The 17,166-nt window shown below is 51.4% G+C and carries 18 protein-coding genes and 1 tRNA gene; 16 read left to right on the top strand and 3 right to left on the bottom strand.

The annotated features are described in order from the left end of the window. Positions 1-284 precede the first annotated feature (284 nt). The 7 genes from BHW66_RS01665 to BHW66_RS01635 all read left to right on the top strand — a co-directional run bounded on the left by BHW66_RS01665 (position 285) and on the right by BHW66_RS01635 (position 5,943). On the top strand, positions 285-992 hold the full coding sequence (locus BHW66_RS01665) for a hypothetical protein (protein ID WP_046434652.1): 708 nt from the start codon (positions 285-287) through the stop codon (positions 990-992). A 73-nt stretch (positions 993-1,065) separates the two neighbouring features. Further along, positions 1,066-1,947: a 4-hydroxy-tetrahydrodipicolinate synthase gene (gene dapA / locus BHW66_RS01660; protein WP_046434654.1), complete on the top strand. Its 882-nt coding sequence runs from the start codon at positions 1,066-1,068 to the stop codon at positions 1,945-1,947. A 12-nt stretch (positions 1,948-1,959) separates the two neighbouring features. Then, positions 1,960-2,700 (top strand): 4-hydroxy-tetrahydrodipicolinate reductase, encoded by a 741-nt coding sequence (gene dapB / locus BHW66_RS01655; protein WP_046434656.1) that lies wholly within the window; start codon positions 1,960-1,962, stop codon positions 2,698-2,700. A 57-nt stretch (positions 2,701-2,757) separates the two neighbouring features. Then, a complete protein-coding gene (gene folK / locus BHW66_RS01650) occupies positions 2,758-3,267 on the top strand; it encodes a 2-amino-4-hydroxy-6-hydroxymethyldihydropteridine diphosphokinase (RefSeq protein WP_046434658.1) in 510 nt (169 codons plus the stop codon). A gap of 21 nt (positions 3,268-3,288) precedes the next feature. Then, positions 3,289-4,077, top strand: a complete 789-nt coding sequence (gene panB / locus BHW66_RS01645; protein ID WP_046434660.1) for a 3-methyl-2-oxobutanoate hydroxymethyltransferase — start codon at positions 3,289-3,291, stop codon at positions 4,075-4,077. A gap of 67 nt (positions 4,078-4,144) precedes the next feature. Next, on the top strand, positions 4,145-5,026 hold the full coding sequence (locus BHW66_RS01640) for a TIM barrel protein (protein WP_161994164.1): 882 nt from the start codon (positions 4,145-4,147) through the stop codon (positions 5,024-5,026). Between the two features lie 47 nt (positions 5,027-5,073). Further along, complete coding sequence (locus tag BHW66_RS01635; RefSeq protein ID WP_102758966.1) at positions 5,074-5,943, top strand: M23 family metallopeptidase; 870 nt, start codon at positions 5,074-5,076, stop codon at positions 5,941-5,943. 15 nt (positions 5,944-5,958) lie between these two features. On the opposite strand, the gene BHW66_RS01630 is transcribed toward BHW66_RS01635, so the two are convergent. Then, positions 5,959-6,804 (bottom strand): GYF domain-containing protein, encoded by an 846-nt coding sequence (locus BHW66_RS01630; RefSeq protein WP_180975884.1) that lies wholly within the window; start codon positions 6,802-6,804, stop codon positions 5,959-5,961. Positions 6,805-7,301: 497 nt separating this feature from the next. On the opposite strand from BHW66_RS01630, the gene BHW66_RS01625 reads away from it, so the two are divergent. Beyond that, positions 7,302-8,171, top strand: a complete 870-nt coding sequence (locus tag BHW66_RS01625; RefSeq protein ID WP_237970605.1) for a PA14 domain-containing protein — start codon at positions 7,302-7,304, stop codon at positions 8,169-8,171. A 99-nt stretch (positions 8,172-8,270) separates the two neighbouring features. Further along, on the top strand, positions 8,271-8,849 hold the full coding sequence (locus tag BHW66_RS01620) for a hypothetical protein (protein ID WP_046434668.1): 579 nt from the start codon (positions 8,271-8,273) through the stop codon (positions 8,847-8,849). Positions 8,850-9,243: 394 nt separating this feature from the next. On the opposite strand, the gene BHW66_RS01615 is transcribed toward BHW66_RS01620, so the two are convergent. Next, positions 9,244-9,320, bottom strand: a tRNA-Pro gene (locus BHW66_RS01615). A 95-nt stretch (positions 9,321-9,415) separates the two neighbouring features. Between BHW66_RS01615 and BHW66_RS01610 the strand changes: the two genes are divergently transcribed. Next, positions 9,416-9,892 carry a GNAT family N-acetyltransferase gene (locus tag BHW66_RS01610; RefSeq protein ID WP_022197849.1) on the top strand — a complete coding sequence of 159 codons (477 nt, stop codon included), beginning with the start codon at positions 9,416-9,418 and terminating at the stop codon, positions 9,890-9,892. 77 nt (positions 9,893-9,969) lie between these two features. Here the strand turns inward: BHW66_RS01610 and BHW66_RS01605 are convergent, their stop codons facing one another. Continuing rightward, complete coding sequence (locus BHW66_RS01605) at positions 9,970-10,551, bottom strand: SagB/ThcOx family dehydrogenase (RefSeq protein WP_022197848.1); 582 nt, start codon at positions 10,549-10,551, stop codon at positions 9,970-9,972. A 304-nt stretch (positions 10,552-10,855) separates the two neighbouring features. Here BHW66_RS01605 and BHW66_RS01600 point away from each other — a divergent pair, with 304 nt between their 5' ends. The 6 genes from BHW66_RS01600 (at position 10,856) to BHW66_RS01575 (ending at position 17,163) form a co-directional block, all read left to right on the top strand. Further along, a complete protein-coding gene (locus BHW66_RS01600; RefSeq protein WP_012419305.1) occupies positions 10,856-12,544 on the top strand; it encodes a 30S ribosomal protein S1 in 1,689 nt (562 codons plus the stop codon). A gap of 136 nt (positions 12,545-12,680) precedes the next feature. Further along, positions 12,681-13,082 carry a metal-dependent transcriptional regulator gene (locus BHW66_RS01595; RefSeq protein ID WP_012419304.1) on the top strand — a complete coding sequence of 134 codons (402 nt, stop codon included), beginning with the start codon at positions 12,681-12,683 and terminating at the stop codon, positions 13,080-13,082. 361 nt (positions 13,083-13,443) lie between these two features. Further along, the gene (gene prfB / locus BHW66_RS01590) at positions 13,444-14,547 is read left to right on the top strand and encodes a peptide chain release factor 2 (RefSeq protein ID WP_096888470.1); all 1,104 of its coding nucleotides are present in this window, start codon (positions 13,444-13,446) and stop codon (positions 14,545-14,547) included. Between the two features lie 12 nt (positions 14,548-14,559). Beyond that, a complete protein-coding gene (gene trmD / locus BHW66_RS01585) occupies positions 14,560-15,279 on the top strand; it encodes a tRNA (guanosine(37)-N1)-methyltransferase TrmD (protein ID WP_022197844.1) in 720 nt (239 codons plus the stop codon). 121 nt (positions 15,280-15,400) lie between these two features. Continuing rightward, positions 15,401-15,556, top strand: coding sequence for a small basic protein (locus BHW66_RS01580; protein ID WP_012419301.1), 156 nt, complete (start codon positions 15,401-15,403; stop codon positions 15,554-15,556). A 203-nt stretch (positions 15,557-15,759) separates the two neighbouring features. Beyond that, positions 15,760-17,163, top strand: coding sequence for a pseudouridine synthase (locus BHW66_RS01575; RefSeq protein ID WP_102742010.1), 1,404 nt, complete (start codon positions 15,760-15,762; stop codon positions 17,161-17,163). Positions 17,164-17,166: the final 3 nt, after the last annotated feature.

The following is a 17,166-nucleotide window of genomic DNA, read 5'->3' as shown; positions in this document are numbered from 1 at the left end:
CGCCAATGGTAGTCGGACGACAGGTCCCGCAAGAGTAGGTCGCCGCCGGGATTTTTTCCCATCAGGCCCCGCCAGTCACTTGACTCGCGGGGCCTGTTCGCTTCTTGCATATCCCTATTTCCCCCTTTAAATCTCTTGCTCAGTCTCTACGATGAATAAAATTCCAGCCCTTGTAAAATATCGTGACCATATAATTTTTTCTTAACTATTCCTTTTTCTTTCTTAATGACTTAAGTATGTGTGGGGTATTGACGGATTACACTCTTTCGTCAGAATGGCGGCATATGAAATCCCAAGTCATTCAGAAACCTGTGGTCGTCATTCTGGGCAACGCCGGCAATATAGGATATTTGGCAGCCAAGGTATTTGCCTGTCAGGGAACTGTGGTTGCCATGCTTCATGAGGCCGGTGAAGAATCTTGCCATATCGTTGATTGTCTTCCGGGCAGCAGCCACCTGGTCATGTCAGGCCGCCTGAACCATTCTTCCGATTTGGCTTCTTTTGCTGGTCTGGTACATACTCTTTATGGCCGTGTTGATTATTTGATTATTTGTGAAGATGCCTCAGTCGAGGTGCAGGGGCTGAGTTGTTCTTCCCGTGTTCGTCTGTCCGTTTTGCTGGAACATGCCTTTGTTTCTGGGGCCATGATTGTGAATATGGTTTCCCGTTCTGGAAAAAAGGGAGTATGGGAGGAAGATACCGCGGGCTTGGAAAATTGCCTGAACCGGAGAGATGTCAGAATGAGCCAGATCGTAATTCACCGTCCGGTATTTCGGTATGTTTCCCAGTCTCGATTGGCTTCTTCCGCCTGTGCGGCTGCGTTGTTTTTATGTGGGAACGAAGGTCGCCATATTCACCGGGAATATATCGTGGTCAATGGAAGGAAAGCTGCCTGGCGGCCCGGCAGGCGGCCGGAATCATTCCTGTCCCTGTTTAATTCCTGCCTGGAGTTTTGCTCCATTTGTTCACGAATGGTATTTCAGGATGCCTGACAGGCGTGCCATATTTCTGTATTCTGTCGTGACAAAAAGTGTCTGTTAAGATAGTATATTTCCAAGTAAGGTTATGAAGTTTCAAGGTCTTTATACAGCAATTGTGACTCCGTTTGCCGGCAACCGGGTCGATGAAGAGGCTTTTAGAATGCTTGTGGAAGCGCAGATAGCTGCCGGCGTGGCCGGCATTGTGGCTGTCGGTACCACGGGAGAATCCCCCACCTTGACTGTAAAAGAACACTTGAGGGTAATAGAATTGGCCGTGGAGAGCGCGGCTGGCCGTATTCAGGTTATTGCGGGAACGGGTGCTAATTCCACCGCAGAAGCTATCCATATGACCCAGGAAGCGGAAAAGATGGGAGTAGACGGAACGCTCCAGGTGTGCCCCTATTACAATAAACCTTCTCAGGATGGAGTCTATGCCCATTTCAAGGCTATTGCGGACGCTACCCGTCTGCCGATGATGCTGTACAGCATTCCGGGGCGTTGCGGGATTGAAATCAGTGTGGAAACAATCAGCCGTCTGGCGAAGGATTGCCCGCATATTGTTTGTGTGAAAGAGGCCGGCGGCAATGTGGACCGCGTGAACCAGCTGATGCAGGTGGTTCCGGAAAATTTCACTGTTCTGTGTGGCGATGACGGCCTGACGGTGCCTTTTATGGCCTGTGGCGCCAGCGGATTGGTTTCCGTAACATCCAATCTGCTTCCGGGCATCATGAATTCCATTGTCAAAGCTGGCCTGAATCAGGATATGGGGGAAATGCTTTCCCTCCAGAAGACATTTTATCCGTTGATGAAAGGGCTAATGACTCTGGATTCCAATCCTGTTCCGATCAAGGCGGCTTTGGCGATGAGAGGAGATATACAGCCCGGCATACGTCTTCCGCTGGTTCCATTGGCAGAAGAGAAGGAAGCTCAGCTTTCCGCTCTTCTTCAGCGTTTCAATATTCTTTAATATTTTAGTGATATGATTTCCATTCTTGTTACAGGCATTTCGGGCCGCATGGGCCAGGCTATTCAAGAGGCGGTGACGCAGAATCCGGATACTTGCGTGGGTTCTACTCATGATCAGGGACAGGAGCTTTATCCCGCCCTCGCCAAATGCGACGTAGCCATTGATTTTTCCCATCATGCTTTCACCAGCACTCTGCTGGCGGAAGCTGTTGCCAATAACAAACCTCTGGTGATTGGCACTACGGGACATACGGAGCTGGAACGCCAGGAGATCGTGGATGCTGCGGCATCCATTCCGATTGTGTTCGCTTCCAATTATTCCGTAGGGGTGAACGCCCTGTTCTGGCTGACGCGCAAGGCTGCCCAGATTCTGGGAGGCAGCTGCGATATAGAGGTAATGGAGATGCATCACCGTCACAAAATTGATGCTCCTTCCGGTACTGCCCGGACACTGGCAGAAATCCTGTCCAGCGCCATTGACAGGAATTATGAAGATAGTGTGGTTTTTGGCCGTGAAGGGTTGGTAGGGCCTCGACCCGCCAAGGAAATAGGCATGCATTCCCTGCGGGGAGGAGATGTGGTGGGAGACCATACTGTAATATTTGCTTCCGATGGTGAACGGCTGGAACTTACCCATAAGGCGTCCAGCCGTATGACATTTGCCTCCGGAGCAGTTCGCGCGGCTCTCTGGCTTCAAGGCAGGGAACCAGGTCTGTATACCATGGAAGACGTTTTGGGGTTGTCCCAATTATAACTTTTTCGGCATCGTGGCCGTTCTTCTTTTCCGGAACGGCCACGATGTTTTTTACTGATGAAGAGAGCAGGCATTGCACTGGGGTCCAATCTTGGGGATAAAAACAGCCTGATGGTTCAGGCCAGGGATCATTTGTTGCAGATGAGCCTGTCTGATGATCCTTTTTTGCAATCCTCTCTGTATGCCACCAGTCCTCAAGGGTGTCCGCATGGTGCGGATGATTATTTGAATGCCGTGGTGGAATTTACCTGGCCCGGTACGGTGGAGGAATTGCTCGTGCATTGCCAGGGTATAGAACGAGCCTTGGGACGCATTCGTTCCGGGATTCGCTGTGAACCCCGCACGGCGGATGTGGATATCATCTATGTGGGGGACATGGTGGTCAATGATCCTCCTCGTCTGATTCTCCCCCATCCCAGAGCCCATTTGAGGAAATTTGTTTTAAAACCTCTTTCAGATATCAGGCCGGAGCTTATCCTGCCGCGCCAGCATAAAACGGTTGCCTGCCTGTTGGCGGAATTGGATACGGATGAGGCTGAGCCGCTTCTGGTATCGGAACGCTGGTAAATTGCATGTTTATTGAACGCCATGAATCAATCTTTTGAGAAAGCGGAACGAATCCGCGCCTGCAAGAACAGGCGGCATGTGACTCTGGTTACTGCTTATGACTATCCTACAGGCCGCCTTTTGGATGAAGCCGGCGTAGATATTGTGCTGGTAGGGGATTCCTTAGGGATGGTGGTTTTGGGCTTTCCGGATACCACTCATGTGACGCTGGATCATATGCTTCATCATGTGGAAGCTACTGCGCGCGGAGTGAAGAACGCCCTGCTGGTGGGAGATATGCCCATACATTCTTATGATACGGTGGAACAGGCCGTGCAATCCGCAAAGAAATTGTTTTTGGCTGGAGCGGATGCTGTCAAGCTGGAAGGGGGGGCAGCCCAGGCAGGAAATATCCGTGCTATTGTGGATGCCGGTATTCCCGTAGTGGGTCATATCGGCCTCTTACCGCAGAAAGTGCTGGAGGAGGGAGGATATAGGATTAAAGGGAAATCCTCCGCGGAGGAGGAAGCCTTGGTAAGGGATGTGGAGGCTGTGGCAGAGGCGGGGGCTTGTGCTGTGGTTGTGGAGGGCGTAACGCCTCATGCTGCCCGACAAGTTACCGTACATTCTTCCATTCCCACATTGGGTATTGGTTCCGGCTCCCATACATGTGATGGCGATGTTGTGGTGATTCATGACCTGGTGGGCGCATTTCCGTGGTTTATTCCGGCTTTCGTCAAACCTCGCGCGGACGTAGCCGGGAGCATGACTGCCGCCGTCAAGGAGTGGATGGAAGATTGCTATACGGACCCCGGTTCCATCAGCTCATAATAATTGATTTTTTATGCTGGTATTTTCTACGTGCTGGAATTCCCACCGTCATCAGGACGGGGAAGAAATGATTGATGAGATTCTTTCTTTGGGTTTTGACCATGTGGAACTTTCCCACGGCATCAAGTTATCCCTTCTGCCCGGTATCATGAGGGCGGTAGATGCCGGAAAGGTGCAAGTGGCCGGGGTGCATAATTTTTTCCCCGCTCCGATTGACGAGGTGGGGGATTCTCCTGACAGCAGGCCTTTTACGGCGGATTTATTGCAGGTGCGTTCCAAGGCTATTGAATTGACGAAAAAGTCTATTGAACAGGGCGCAGCACTGGGGGCCGGATATATCGTGTTGCATATGGGAACGGTGGAACCCCTGGCGAAACGCACGGATACGGCTCATTTGCAAAACCTGGCGCGTCAGGGAATAGTGGGAACGGAATCGTTTGCCGACGCCAAGGGCGAATTTGTACGCCGCCGCAACCGTCTGGCTCCCGTTTATCTGGAACGGGCGCGTGAAGCTCTCCGGCAGCTCCTTCCGCAAGCCGGACAATTTGGCGTCAAGCTGGGCATTGAAGGGCGCAGCCATTATGAGCAGGTGCCGAGTGAGGATGAAATGAATTTGTTGATGAAGGAGTTTGGTGACAATCCCTTTATCGGTTACTGGCATGATTTCGGGCATATTCAAAGAAAGCACAATTTGCTTATATTAAATCATGAGCAGTTTCTTCGCCGAATGTCCTCCCATTTGATTGGAGGACATGTGAACGACGTCAAATGGCCCGCGCGAGATCATCAGGTTCCCCTTCTGGGAGGAGTGGTTCCCTTTGAACGCCTTCTTCCTTTTTTCCCGCATGGAGTTCCGCTCGTATGGGAGCTCTCCAGCCGTGTTTCCTCAGAAGATATCCGTGCGGCGCGCAAATTGTGGATGGAAAAATTTCCGCAGACGCTGGCCTGACTATCTTGTGATTGTAAATCCGGTTCCGTGGGTATAGAGTCGGCACGATGATAGATAAGACGACATCCCGCGTCATTATGGGGCTTTTGGGAACGGCCTGTGTCTTGATTACGGCATTTGCCTGGTACAAGACGAAATATGCCGCCGTCCCGGAGGCCGGGATGCCCCATAATATTTATGACGAAGATATTCCGCGGTCTGCTCCGGTTCCTGTAGATTACCGGATGGTTTTGTTGACACCCCAGGAACTGGCAAAGGCGCCTCTGGCCGATGTGTTTACATCGCCCCTCGGAGATGAAAATGGAGCGTTTACCTATGTTGCCCAGGGTGTGGGGGATATGAATGCCGCCCGTAAGGGAAGGCATGCAGGACAGGATTTAAATGGAATAGGAGGAGAAAATACGGATGAGGGACTGCCCGTGCGGGCCGCCGGCCGCGGATTGCTGATTTATGCAGGAGAGCCTTCTTCAGATTGGGGAAATGTTGTTGTGCTGCTGCACCGCTTGCCGGACGGGCGTTTTGTACAGAGTCTGTATGCCCATTTGAAAACCGTCAGCGATATTCCGCTGGGGACTCTGGTGGGACGCGGAGAGCAAATCGGCTCAGTCGGAACTGCGCACGGCAACTATTTGGCGCATTTGCATTTTGAGATGATTGAATCCATCGCTCATGAGGCGGGAATGCCGGGCTATGGGAAGACAACGTTTAACAGGATCAATCCGGATGAGGTGCTAAAGCAATATGCTCCCGACCCGGAAATGATGATGCCTGATCCTATTATTGCCTTGAAACAGGTTCAGATGGCGGCGGGGTGGGAAAAACTGCTGGAGAATCTGTATAAGGATAACAGCATGGAAGCTTTGGATAAAATCCTCCCAGGCAGTCAGCCGTCCTCGGAAGAAAAGGAAAAACGTTGATTACGGTTTTTTCGATCAGGAACAGGAGTTTTGATTTTTGGAGACCAGCTCCTCCTGTTTTCTGGTGATTTGCAGGACACAGACCAGCCACAGGATGCTGGCTGCCGTCATCAGTACGCCGGTGAGCAGAAAGGCCGTCACGTAATGTTCCGCCCCGAAAGGGAAAAGGGTGCACAGAGTTAGAGCCGTAGTCACCAGAAGATATAATCGCAGGGAACGGGAGGGTATTTGCAGCATCCATTCTGCCGGGTTTTTAGATGCCTTATATATTTCCTGAAGAACCAGGGCATTGAGCACCATGCCGACTACCGGCATACAGCTTAGAAGAACGCTAAGGAATGGAGTGAACCGAATTCCCTGAACTTGAAATTCCTGAATATTGGCAGATGCCCGGTACAGCCAGATCAGCTGGATAAGCAGGGATGGAATGAACAGGATACTGAGGAGGAAGACCAATGGCGCCGCAAAAGATGGCAGGTGAACCATATTCTGCTGAATGAGTGTCTGAATTTCTTCATAATTAACGACATTGTTGGAAAAAACAATCCAGCTGCTCCAGAGCATGAAGGGCAGCAATACGAAACATGCCAAAATGGATAATTTGGCTAGCCCGTTTAAAGGATAACGCAAGCGGTACTGCTGCTCCTCTGGTTGATCTTTGCTCTCTTGATCTTGTGTTTCCTCCCATATAGGTGACATTGGCGGAAGAACTTGGGCTACGGGCTGCCATCCTTCCATGCCCTGTTTCCAGGTAAGCGTTTTTGAGTCGATCACGCCCTGTCCCAGAAATTCACGGACTTCGTATTCGGAATAGGCTCTCGGCTGGGAATCGCCGGGAAGTTTCAGGAAGTATTCACTCATTACCTGCATTTTAGAGAAAGAAACATGCGCGGGGCAATGGGAATTTGACGGATGACTGATAAAGTATCCCAGCAGGGGCTTTTTTCAGATAGAAGAATCAGCTGCTAGTGGGTTTCTGACTGGCTTTTGAAGGGGAAGTGATTTTACCGGAAAATAACCGTCCGGAAGAGGTTGTTAGAAAATAATCGAAAGGACAGGATTCGAACCAGCGGTCTCTTCGTCCCGAATGAAGAAAATTTGAAATGTAACTATTGATAATCAATGATTGCGTTTCTTGTGCCCTTTTCAAATCCTTTGTTTTCCGCTTGATTGTCGTGCCGTTTTAACCTTTTCCTTCACGTTCCGAATGAGGGTTGGATTACGCGTTAAACTTGTTGATGGGGAGCGAGAAATCTTTCAAGGTTTCCATGAACTGAATATTCAGTTTATTCAGTAGTAAACGATACGAAACATAACATTATGGCTATATCTCTACAAAACCGTTCCACCCGTTGGATGTGGAAAACAACCGTTGCTACAAGGTAACGAAGAAAGAGTCCTCCAAGATTGGATGGCACAAGACGGAAGAAACCGGGGTACATGACTGGGAAGGATATATCCGCGTTCCGGAAGATGGAACCTATAATTTCACGATTCAGATTGACGACAACGGCTATCTGGAAATCAATGGTGAAAAGGTAGCGGAATTGACTGGCTCACATTCGTCCACATCCGTTTCTGGAAGCAAGGAACTTAAAAAGGGCTTCCACTATGCGAAACTGCATCATGAGAACCTTGCCGTACCGGAAGAAATTGCTCCTTACCCCAATGCGGAGGAGTTTGTTCCCAAGATGGGAAATTCCGAACTGGAACTTTGGGAAATTGATGCTCCAAAAAATCTTTGGAATATTGCCAATGCACAACGTTTACTGGGATGCTATAATGTAGTGGATTATCCCACCATGACTACAGATGATGTGTGGAACTATATTGGAGGATGGCTGAACGATAGCCACGTTTCGGGAGATGCCAATTACATTAACAGTTGCGCCTTGCGTCTGAGCATTGCTCTTAGTAGTTATGGTATTGACCTTAATGGAGCTCCGGGAGCCAATAATATTGGGGCAAAAGGTAATTCCCTGGCGTTGGGGGGTAAAAAGCACATTATCATCAGCACAGCTCAAATGGCGGTTTATCTCCGTACCCTGCTGGGGACTCCTGATTATCCGGATGATGGAGAAAATGGGTACAACACTCCCCAGGCTGGAGATATTATCGTATTTGGCGATAGTCTGCATGTGGGAATGTGTCCGGGAAATAACATTGGCGTGGGCAGTTTTATTTCCGGCCCCGTGTGGCTGCTCCAAAGATCGACACTGGATGATTAATAACTGATATTAAATAATATATTCATAGGGTGGACATTTTTTGTGTTCGCCCTATTTTTATTGAATATAAACCAAAAAATCAGTATCTAATATATACATATGAAGTATGTTTCTTTTCTTTGCGTTCTGTTTTCAGGGTTACTTTCAACCGTAGCCCTTGGAAAGCCAGACCGTTCTTCCCATGTTGCTACGCAGGCCGAAGTAGAACAGGATAGTTTTCTCAGGGGTACAGCCCGAAATTTAGAAAAAAGCGATGTGGTCCTGTCTGTTATCATTTACAAAATAGTCTCCACTGACCAGGGAACGACGCACTATGCCCGCGTCGTTCAGTCGCTGCGGGGAGATATTCCTGTAGAAGCTCTGGTCAAGTGGAATGGGCACGCCAATAAGCTTCCCAAGGGAAGCTTTCCTAAAACGGAATTGTATTCCAGTTGTAATCTGAGTTATGTCCTTGCGTCTTCAAAGGAGGTAAAAAAACTGCTGAACACGCCGGAAGATTTTACTCCGGCTGACAGCATTTATGGACTGGATTCCTACAGCCTGGGCGATCACGTCAGATATTTTCCGATGACGGAGAGCGACCCGGGCCGTGCCATGAAAAAGCTCCTGCATATCGAGCCTGCAAAAATCACCGCCGAATCGGAAGCAGCCCGCTTTAAACCGGAATCCGGCAAGTAACCCGGTTTTTTCTCCCTGATTCGACTTCATTTGACTCATCCTCGTTCATGAAATATGAACGGGGCTTTTTTGTGGAGGAGGTTCATTCTCCTGTGTTTAGGGGGGATGTTATAGAGTACTTCCGCAGCGGCTGTGATGCTGCCTGGCATAGGGGTGAGAATTGGGCATAGATAATTTTTCCTCTGCATCGGTAAATACCCCCGACATCCTCCAGGCTTAATTGAGAAGATTTGCCCGTTTGATTTTGTTCCTGTGAGGAGGGTAAATTCAATCAGCATGATGCTGTTTATTTGCCTTGGCGCAAAATAGGGGAAGTGCAGAGTTATTAATGAGTAAAATTGTTTTATATCAGTAAATAAGTAATCAAAAAGCCGCCCGGAGGCGGCTTGGAAATTGGTCGAGCTGACAGGATTCGAACCTGCGACCTCTTCGTCCCGAACGAAGCGCGCTACCAGCCTGCGCTACAGCTCGTTGTTTGTGGTGCGGCGAAGTCTAAGGTTGAAAGATGGGTTTGTCCAGTTTTTTTTATTCGCCACGGCACTTAGTTGTGATACGGTGCCGGGGTTATGATGGATATGCTGGTGCGGCTGTATGATTTGCCCGATATTGAAGAAGACCTGAGGAGGCTGGAGAGGGAAGGTTTTTTGATTCGCCGTCCGGGTGCTTACGAACGTCATTTGGTAGCTGACTGGGTTGGCCGGAATTTTTCTCCCAAGTGGGTAAGTGAGGCGAAAGTCGCGTTTGGCCGCCAGCCCATTTCCTGTTATATTGCCACACGGGAGAAGAAGATTCTTGGTTTTGCCTGTTACGATGTAACGGCTCGCGGTTTTTTGGGCCCCATGGGGGTGGCGGAAGAGGTGCGCAGAAGCGGATTGGGCACCGTGCTATTGATTTCCGCCCTGAAAGGTTTGCGGGAGCTGGGGTATGCATACGGTGTCATCGGCGGGGTTGGTCCGGCTGATTTTTATGCCCGGGCTGTGGGCGCGATGCCTATTGAAGGGAGCTCTCCCGGCATCTACATGGATATTCTGCCGGAACCATAATTCCGCCTGTTGTGGAATTCATTTCCATTTCTGATGGTTTCTTTTCCGGACTGTCCGGAGAATGTAGCCGGAAGTAGTTATTTTTTATATCCTACCGGATGACAGAGCATGGGTGTTTGGAGAGAGGTTAGTTTCAGGGCCTTTGCCAGGGCATCCTTGTTCATGCTGGCGCGCGGATAGGTAGCCAGTCCCGTCCCGGAGCAGAACAGGGAGATGTTCTGGGAGACAATGCCGGCGTCCATGGCAGCCCAGGGTTCCGCCGTATCCGTTACAAGAATGAGACATATGGGGGCATCCGCCGGGCGCACGTCCCCATCGTTTACGGGAATCATGGCGTGGGCCTTGTGGTCATAGAGGTAGGAGGCGTTTTTAGTGCATATATAAATTTTAACGTCCTGGCGGTTCATGGCGGACGGGGCTGTACGTTTGCCGGATTCCTGACGGTTGATGCCATTGGCCGCCCAGAGCAGGTCTGATAAATCTTTTTGGGATAGCGCTTTTTCAGAAAAGCTCCGAATGGATTGACGGTCGGACAGGGCTTTCATGATCGGAGCCCCCCGTTCCAGGTCCGGCTGGTCCAGTTTGACGGTATCCGCGGCGTGAAGGAAGGCTGTTCCGGACAGCCCCGCTGCGAGCAGGTAAAGGAGGTTTTTTTTCATGGTTTTGCGGCAGGAGTGGTTGATAGATGCAGGTATTCCTGCATTTTCCCATTAGCCGGAATTTAACATGGGACGGAAGTGCTACAAGGTTTTTGTGCGCTCGTTTTCTGCCGCCGTCCAGAGGGGCTCCTCAGGTTCCGTAAAAAATCGGGAGGAGTTTTTCAAGAAAAGCCTTGAGTTCTTGTGTGAAACTGATATTGAAAGCAACCGATTTTTCGCCCGGCGGGGGAAGGCGCCCCGATTGCCCGCCGGTCAATAAGGGGCCATGAGAAAGATCGTTAATACTAACTCATCAACCATTTAAATGAGCACAACTGAACTGGCGGAACTTATTGACAGCAAGTTCCGCGAATTGCGTGAAGGTTCCATTGTTACCGGAACCATCCAAGAAATCCGTCCCCAAGTCGTTTTGGTGGACATCGGCTACAAGTCCGAAGGCGCTATTTCCATTTCCGAGTTTGAAGACGAGGAAATCGAAGTGGGGGACCAAATTGAAGTCCTTTTGGAACGCCTCGAAAACGACGAAGGCATCGTCGTCCTTTCCAAGGAAAAGGCCGCCCATAAGCAGAACTGGGATAAGATCGTGGGCGTGTACCGCGATGGCGGCCTGGTTAAGGGTAAAGTGAAGAGCGTCGTCAAGGGCGGTCTTATGGTCAATGTTGGCGTGGAAGCTTTCCTGCCCGGTTCCCAGGTGGATATTATTCCTCCTCGCGACCTGAACGAGTATGTTGGAAAGGTTTACGAATTCAAGATCGTCAAGGTAAATGACGACCGTAAAAATATCGTCCTTTCCCGCCGTGAGGTGATTGAAGCCGAACGCGCCGACCAGCGCCAGCGCTTCCTTGAAACCGTCAAGGAAGGCGACAAGGTGGAAGGTATCGTGAAGAATATCACGGACTTCGGCGCTTTTGTCGACCTCCGCGGCATGGACGGCCTGCTCCATATCACGGATATGAGCTGGGGCCGCGTGAACCATCCGAGCGAAATGCTCCATATCGGTCAGTCCCTGGAAGTCGTGATTCTGGAAGTGGATCGCGAAAAGGAACGCGTTTCCCTGGGCCTGAAGCAGATGACAGACAACCCCTGGGCGGATATCGAACGCAAATACCCGATCAATTCCCATGTCAAGGGCCGCGTGACCAAGCTCCTGCCTTACGGCGCCTTTGTGGAATTGGAAAAGGGCGTGGAAGGCCTGGTGCACGTTTCCGAATTGTCCTGGGTCAAGAGAATCACCCGTCCGAGCGATGTATTGAAGCTGGACCAGGAAATCGAAGCCGTGGTTCTTTCCATTTCTGTGAAGGAACAGAAGATTTCCCTCGGTGTCCGCCAGTTGGAAGACAATCCCTGGGCGGATATCGAATCCCGTTTCCCGATTGGTACCGTCATCAAGGGCCAGGTTCGCAACCTTACTCCCTACGGCGCTTTTGTGGGACTGGAAGAAGGCATCGACGGCATGATCCACGTGTCCGATATGAGCTGGACCCGCAAGATCAATCATCCCTCCGAAGTTCTCAAGAAGGGCGACGAAGTGGAAGCCATCGTTTTGGAAATCAAGAAGGAGGATCAGCGCGTCTCCCTTGGTATCAAGCAGCTTGAGTCCGATCCGTGGGAATCCATCAATGACCGCTTCAAGGTGGGCGATATGGTGACTGGCCAGGTGGCCAAGATTGCCAGCTTCGGCGCCTTTGTGAATCTGGACGGCGATATTGATGGCCTGATTCATATCTCCCAGTTGAGCGAAGACCATGTGGAACGCGTGAAGGATGTGATCAAGGTGGGTGATGAAATCACTGCCCGCGTGATCAAAGTGGACAGCATCGAACGCCGTATCGGCCTTTCCATCAAGGCCGTCAATTACGACACCGAACAGCTCCGCCGCGAAACCGCTTCCTTTGAAGCCCTCCGCCCGAGCAGCGATATGGTGGGTCTGGAACACGCCTTCAATCTGGCTACCCGTGAAAACGAAGAGTGGAGCCCTTCTGAAGAGAAGTAAGCCCGTTTTTGTATTACGCTGATTAATTTAACCGCCGCGAATGGTCATATTCGCGGCGGTTTTTTTCTCATTCCAAAGAAGTCTGGAAAAAATCTTGAGTTAGTTTCCACTAAAGTATTAACTTTCATTTTATACCATGTTGGAGCTGACCAAGAGCAATGAGGATTATCTGGAAGCTATCGGGTTGCTGTCTGAAAAGAACGGGACGGCCCAGGTGAGGGATATTGCAGAGATGCTTAAGGTAAAGATGCCTTCCGTTACATCTGCCGTCAAGCAACTGGCGGATATGGGACTGGTGGAGTATACGCAGTATGCTCCCGTCAAGCTGACTCCCCAAGGCCGCAGAATTGCCGGGAAAATTATTGTCAGCCACGGTATTCTGTTTGATTTCCTGCGGGAGGAATTGGCTCTCCCGGAAGAACGCGCCAATGAAGTGGCTTGCCAGATAGAACACATCATGACTTTTGAGGAGATTGAAAAACTCAGGTCCTGCCGGATCCGCCCTTTTGAGGGTGGAGAGGAAAATTCCGCCAAGTAGCATGGCTCCGGGCTCTCTTATGGGAAGCCGGGGATATGGAGGGCCGAACCACATTCCGGAAAGAGGGGGAAGGGCAGAAAACGGTGATGTAAGGTAAGGGAATGAGATAAGATTTTTGTCTGCTGTTTTTCCCATGGGGCATTGAAATGGGGAAGAGGACTTGGTTTCGGAAGTATTCATTTCCTGTTAGATGTTCTTCCTGCGGAAGAGGAGCGGTTTTGTTCAGCGTGCGGAGTTTTATTATTCTTGGAAATGGCCCGGTGCAAGTCGGAGTAAAAGAGGATGACTGGGAGAAACGGCATTTTGCCCTTTTCCGTCCAGGTAATTCGTGATAGGTTCCCGCGCATGGATCCCCATATCGCTGCAGATCTCTCGGCGCTCGACACGGCTGTCCTGCATAGCCGTCTTTCCGAGCTCGGGAGCTATCTTTGACCTGGACGGCATTCAACAACGAGTAGCCGAATTGGATGAACGCATGAGCGCCCCGGATTTCTGGGATGACCAGAATGCCGCACGGGCGCTGATGGCGGAGGTGAATCCCCTGAAACACAGGATGGAGGCATTTTCCGCACTGAAGTCCCGTCTGGAGGATATTGACGCTGCTATTGAGCTGGCTCAGGAGGCGGATGACGATGACCTGGGCCGGGAGGCTGTGGAAGAGTTTGCCAGGTGGCAGAAGTCTCTGGCGGATTTTGAATTGCTGACCCTGCTGAACGGACCGCAGGACCAGGCTTCCTGTTATGTAACCATCCACGCCGGGGCCGGCGGCACGGAAGCCTGTGACTGGGCATCCATGTTATTGCGCATGTATATCCGCTGGTGTGAGCGCCGGGGATTTTCCGTGACGTATTTGGAGAGTACGGACGGGGATGACGCCGGCATTCGTTCCGTGACATTGAAGGTGGATGGAGAGTATGCCTACGGATATTTGAAGAATGAACGCGGCATCCACCGGTTGGTGCGCATTTCTCCCTTTGATTCCGCCGGGAAGAGACATACTTCTTTCGCTTCCCTGGACGCGACGCCGGAAGTTTCTGATTCCATCAATATTGAAATCCTGGACAAGGATTTGAAGGTGGATACCTACCGTTCCGGCGGCAAGGGCGGCCAGAACGTGAACAAGGTGGAAACCGCCGTGCGTATCACGCATATTCCTTCCGGTGTGATCGTGGCCTGCCAGAATGAGCGCAGCCAGCTTCGTAACAAGGAAGAGGCTATGAATATGCTGCGTGCCAAGCTATACCAGATTGAGGAAGACAAAAAGCAGGCGGAAGCCGACCGCCAGTACAGTGAGAAGGGAGACATCGGGTGGGGCAACCAGATCCGTTCCTATGTTTTCCAGCCTTATCAAATGGTGAAAGATTTGCGCACAGGCGTAGAGTCCGGCAATATTCAGGACGTGATGGACGGCAACCTGGATCCGTTCATTGAGGCCATGCTGCGCGGCCATAAGCGTGAACGCTGATGTTTTTTTCTTATGGCCGCCAAGCTGACGATTGACGTTTTGTCCCTGTTCCCGGATATGGTGGAAGCCCCTCTGGGCGGCAGCATTCTGGGAAAGGCCCGTGACAGGGGATTGTTGGAGATACGCTGCCATAATATCCGTGACTGGACGACGGACAAGCACCGCAAAACGGACGATTACCTTTGCGGAGGGGGGCAGGGCATGCTGCTGAAGCCGGAACCTATCTTTGCCGCCGTAGAGGAACTTCGCCGGCGGGAAACCCGCGTTGTGCTGATGACTCCTCAGGGCCGTACGTTCAACCAGTCATTGGCCGCGGAATTGGCTGCCTCCGGAGGCCATCTCATTATCCTCTGCGGTCATTACGAGGGGGTGGACCATCGTGTAGTAGAAGAGCTGGTGGATATGGAATTGTCCATCGGGGACTATATTCTCACGAACGGGGCCATTGCCTCTGTGGTGGTAATTGACGCCGTAGCGCGCCTGATTCCCGGCGTGCTGGGGGATGAGCGTTCTTCCGTGGAGGAATCTTTTTCCAACGGTTTGCTGGAGGCTCCCGCCTATACTAAGCCGAACGTGTTCCGGGGCCTGGCTGTTCCGGAGATTTTGCTGGGCGGCAATCACCCCGCCATTGAAAAATGGAAGCACGGGAAGTCTCTGGAGCGTACGCGCCTGAACCGTCCGGATTTGTGGAGGAAGTGGCTGGAATCGCATCCGGGGGATGCCACAGAGTGATATATTTGGCTATTGCGCCAAATTTCTCTTGCCAAGTTCGGAACCTTCCGTTATAAGATCCCGCCTGCCACTGAAAGGGTGGTGTAAAGTATTTTTCTGAACCTTTTACAAACACAAGATCATGTCCAAACATTCCAGCCTCAAAGCAACCGGTACCGTAGGCGGCAAGCGTTCCGTCCTGAAGCGTTTTGAACGTGTCAAGCTTCTGAAGGAACGCGGCGAATGGAAGAAGGGCCAAAGCCCTCTCGGCCTGCCGAAGACCAAGCATGAAGCTTAAGCTTGTCTTTATCCTCTCCGGAGAGTTTCCCGGCGGAGTTTGCACGGCAAGTCATTTTCCTAATACAGGAAGCCTCTCGGATGTCTATGAACCGAGAGGCTTTTTTCTTCCGGCAAAAGAAAGCCTCCTCTTTTTGAGGATGTGAATTGCCGTAATATAAACAATACAAAATCATCCGCTGAGATAGCGGACATTATACCAATATGAGTGAAGAACAACATGGCTCCGAAGAAAACGGAGGTATCCGCATTAATAAATTCCTGGCTTCCTGCGGCATTGACTCCCGCCGGGTGGCCGACAGGCTGATTGGGGAAGGACGTGTGGAAGTGAACGGGAAGGTTATCGATACGCCTGGGATGAGGGTGACGGAGAAGGATTTCGTGAAGGTGGACGGCCGCCATATGACCCCTATGGAAGAGGTTGTGGTGCTGTTGAACAAGCCCCGCGGGTATGTGTGCAGCCGCGAAGCGCAGGGAGCCATAGGTACTGTTTACGACCTGCTGCCGCCGCGCCTGCGCCATCTGAATTATGTGGGACGGCTGGATGCCGATTCCGAAGGTCTTCTGATTATGACGAATAAGGGGGAATTGACCCAGGTTCTTTCCCATCCTACCGGCGGCATAGAAAAGGAGTACTGGGTGACGGTAGATCAGAATTTTGATAATTCCGTACTGATGCAGTTTTTGCGCGGAGTACGCATTCCGGAGGGAAATGCCAAGGCCAAATATGTTTGCCGCGCTTCCGCGCGCCGTGCCTGCATTGTTTTGGAACAGGGGTTGAAGCGTCAGGTGCGTCAAATGTTCCAGTGCCTGGGCCTTCGTGTCCGCAAGTTGGTGCGCGTGCGCATCGGCTCCCTGTGGGGAGGGGACTTGGAACCCGGGGGCTGGAAATTCCTGGATGATGCGGACGTGGCTCTGTCACTGAAAAATCCTCCCCGCCAGCGTAAATACCTGGGTGCTTCCCAGCTTGTCGCCGGGGGGGGCGCCAAGGGTGAGCAGGGCGGAAGAGGCGTTGATTCCGATGAGGATTATGTGTTTAATCCGGAAGATTTTGAAGCTGGCGATTCTTATGAACCTACTCCGGAAATGAAGACTCGTTTTGTGGAGACGGAGGATGAACGTGAAGTCAAGGAAGATGGATATTTCCGGGGAGATTCCGGCTTCCGTTCCCGTGACCGCCGCGGAGATTTTCATCGTCGTGGAGATGGCTTCCGCGGCCGCTGCGGGGATGGGGCCCTGCGCCGCGAGGCCGGTTTCAAAGAAGAGCGACGTAAAGGAGGGTTCCAACGCCGTGAAGGCGGCTTTGGAAGAGACCGCCGCGAAGGAGGTTTCCAGCATCAGGAGGGAGGTTTCAGGGAAAACCGTCGTGAAGGAGGATTCCAACGCCGTGAAGGCGGTTTTGGGAGAGACCGCCGCGAAGGAGGTTTTCAGCATCAGGAGAGAGGTTTCAGGGAAAACCGTCGTGAAGGAGGGTTCCAACGCCGTGAAGGCGGTTTTGAGAGAGACCGCCGCGGAGGAGGTTTTCAGAGGCGTGAAGGCGGGTTTCGTAAGCCGGGCTTTGGAGGCAGGTCCTCCAGCAGTTTTTCCCGCGGAAACAGGGGCCATTAATGA

Origin of the sequence: Akkermansia sp. 54_46 (genome assembly GCF_001917295.1) — a bacterium.
In the GTDB taxonomy this organism is placed as follows: domain Bacteria; phylum Verrucomicrobiota; class Verrucomicrobiia; order Verrucomicrobiales; family Akkermansiaceae; genus Akkermansia; species Akkermansia muciniphila.
The sequence above is the reverse complement of the archived record's forward strand: the minus strand, read 5'-3'. Positions and strand labels throughout refer to the sequence as shown.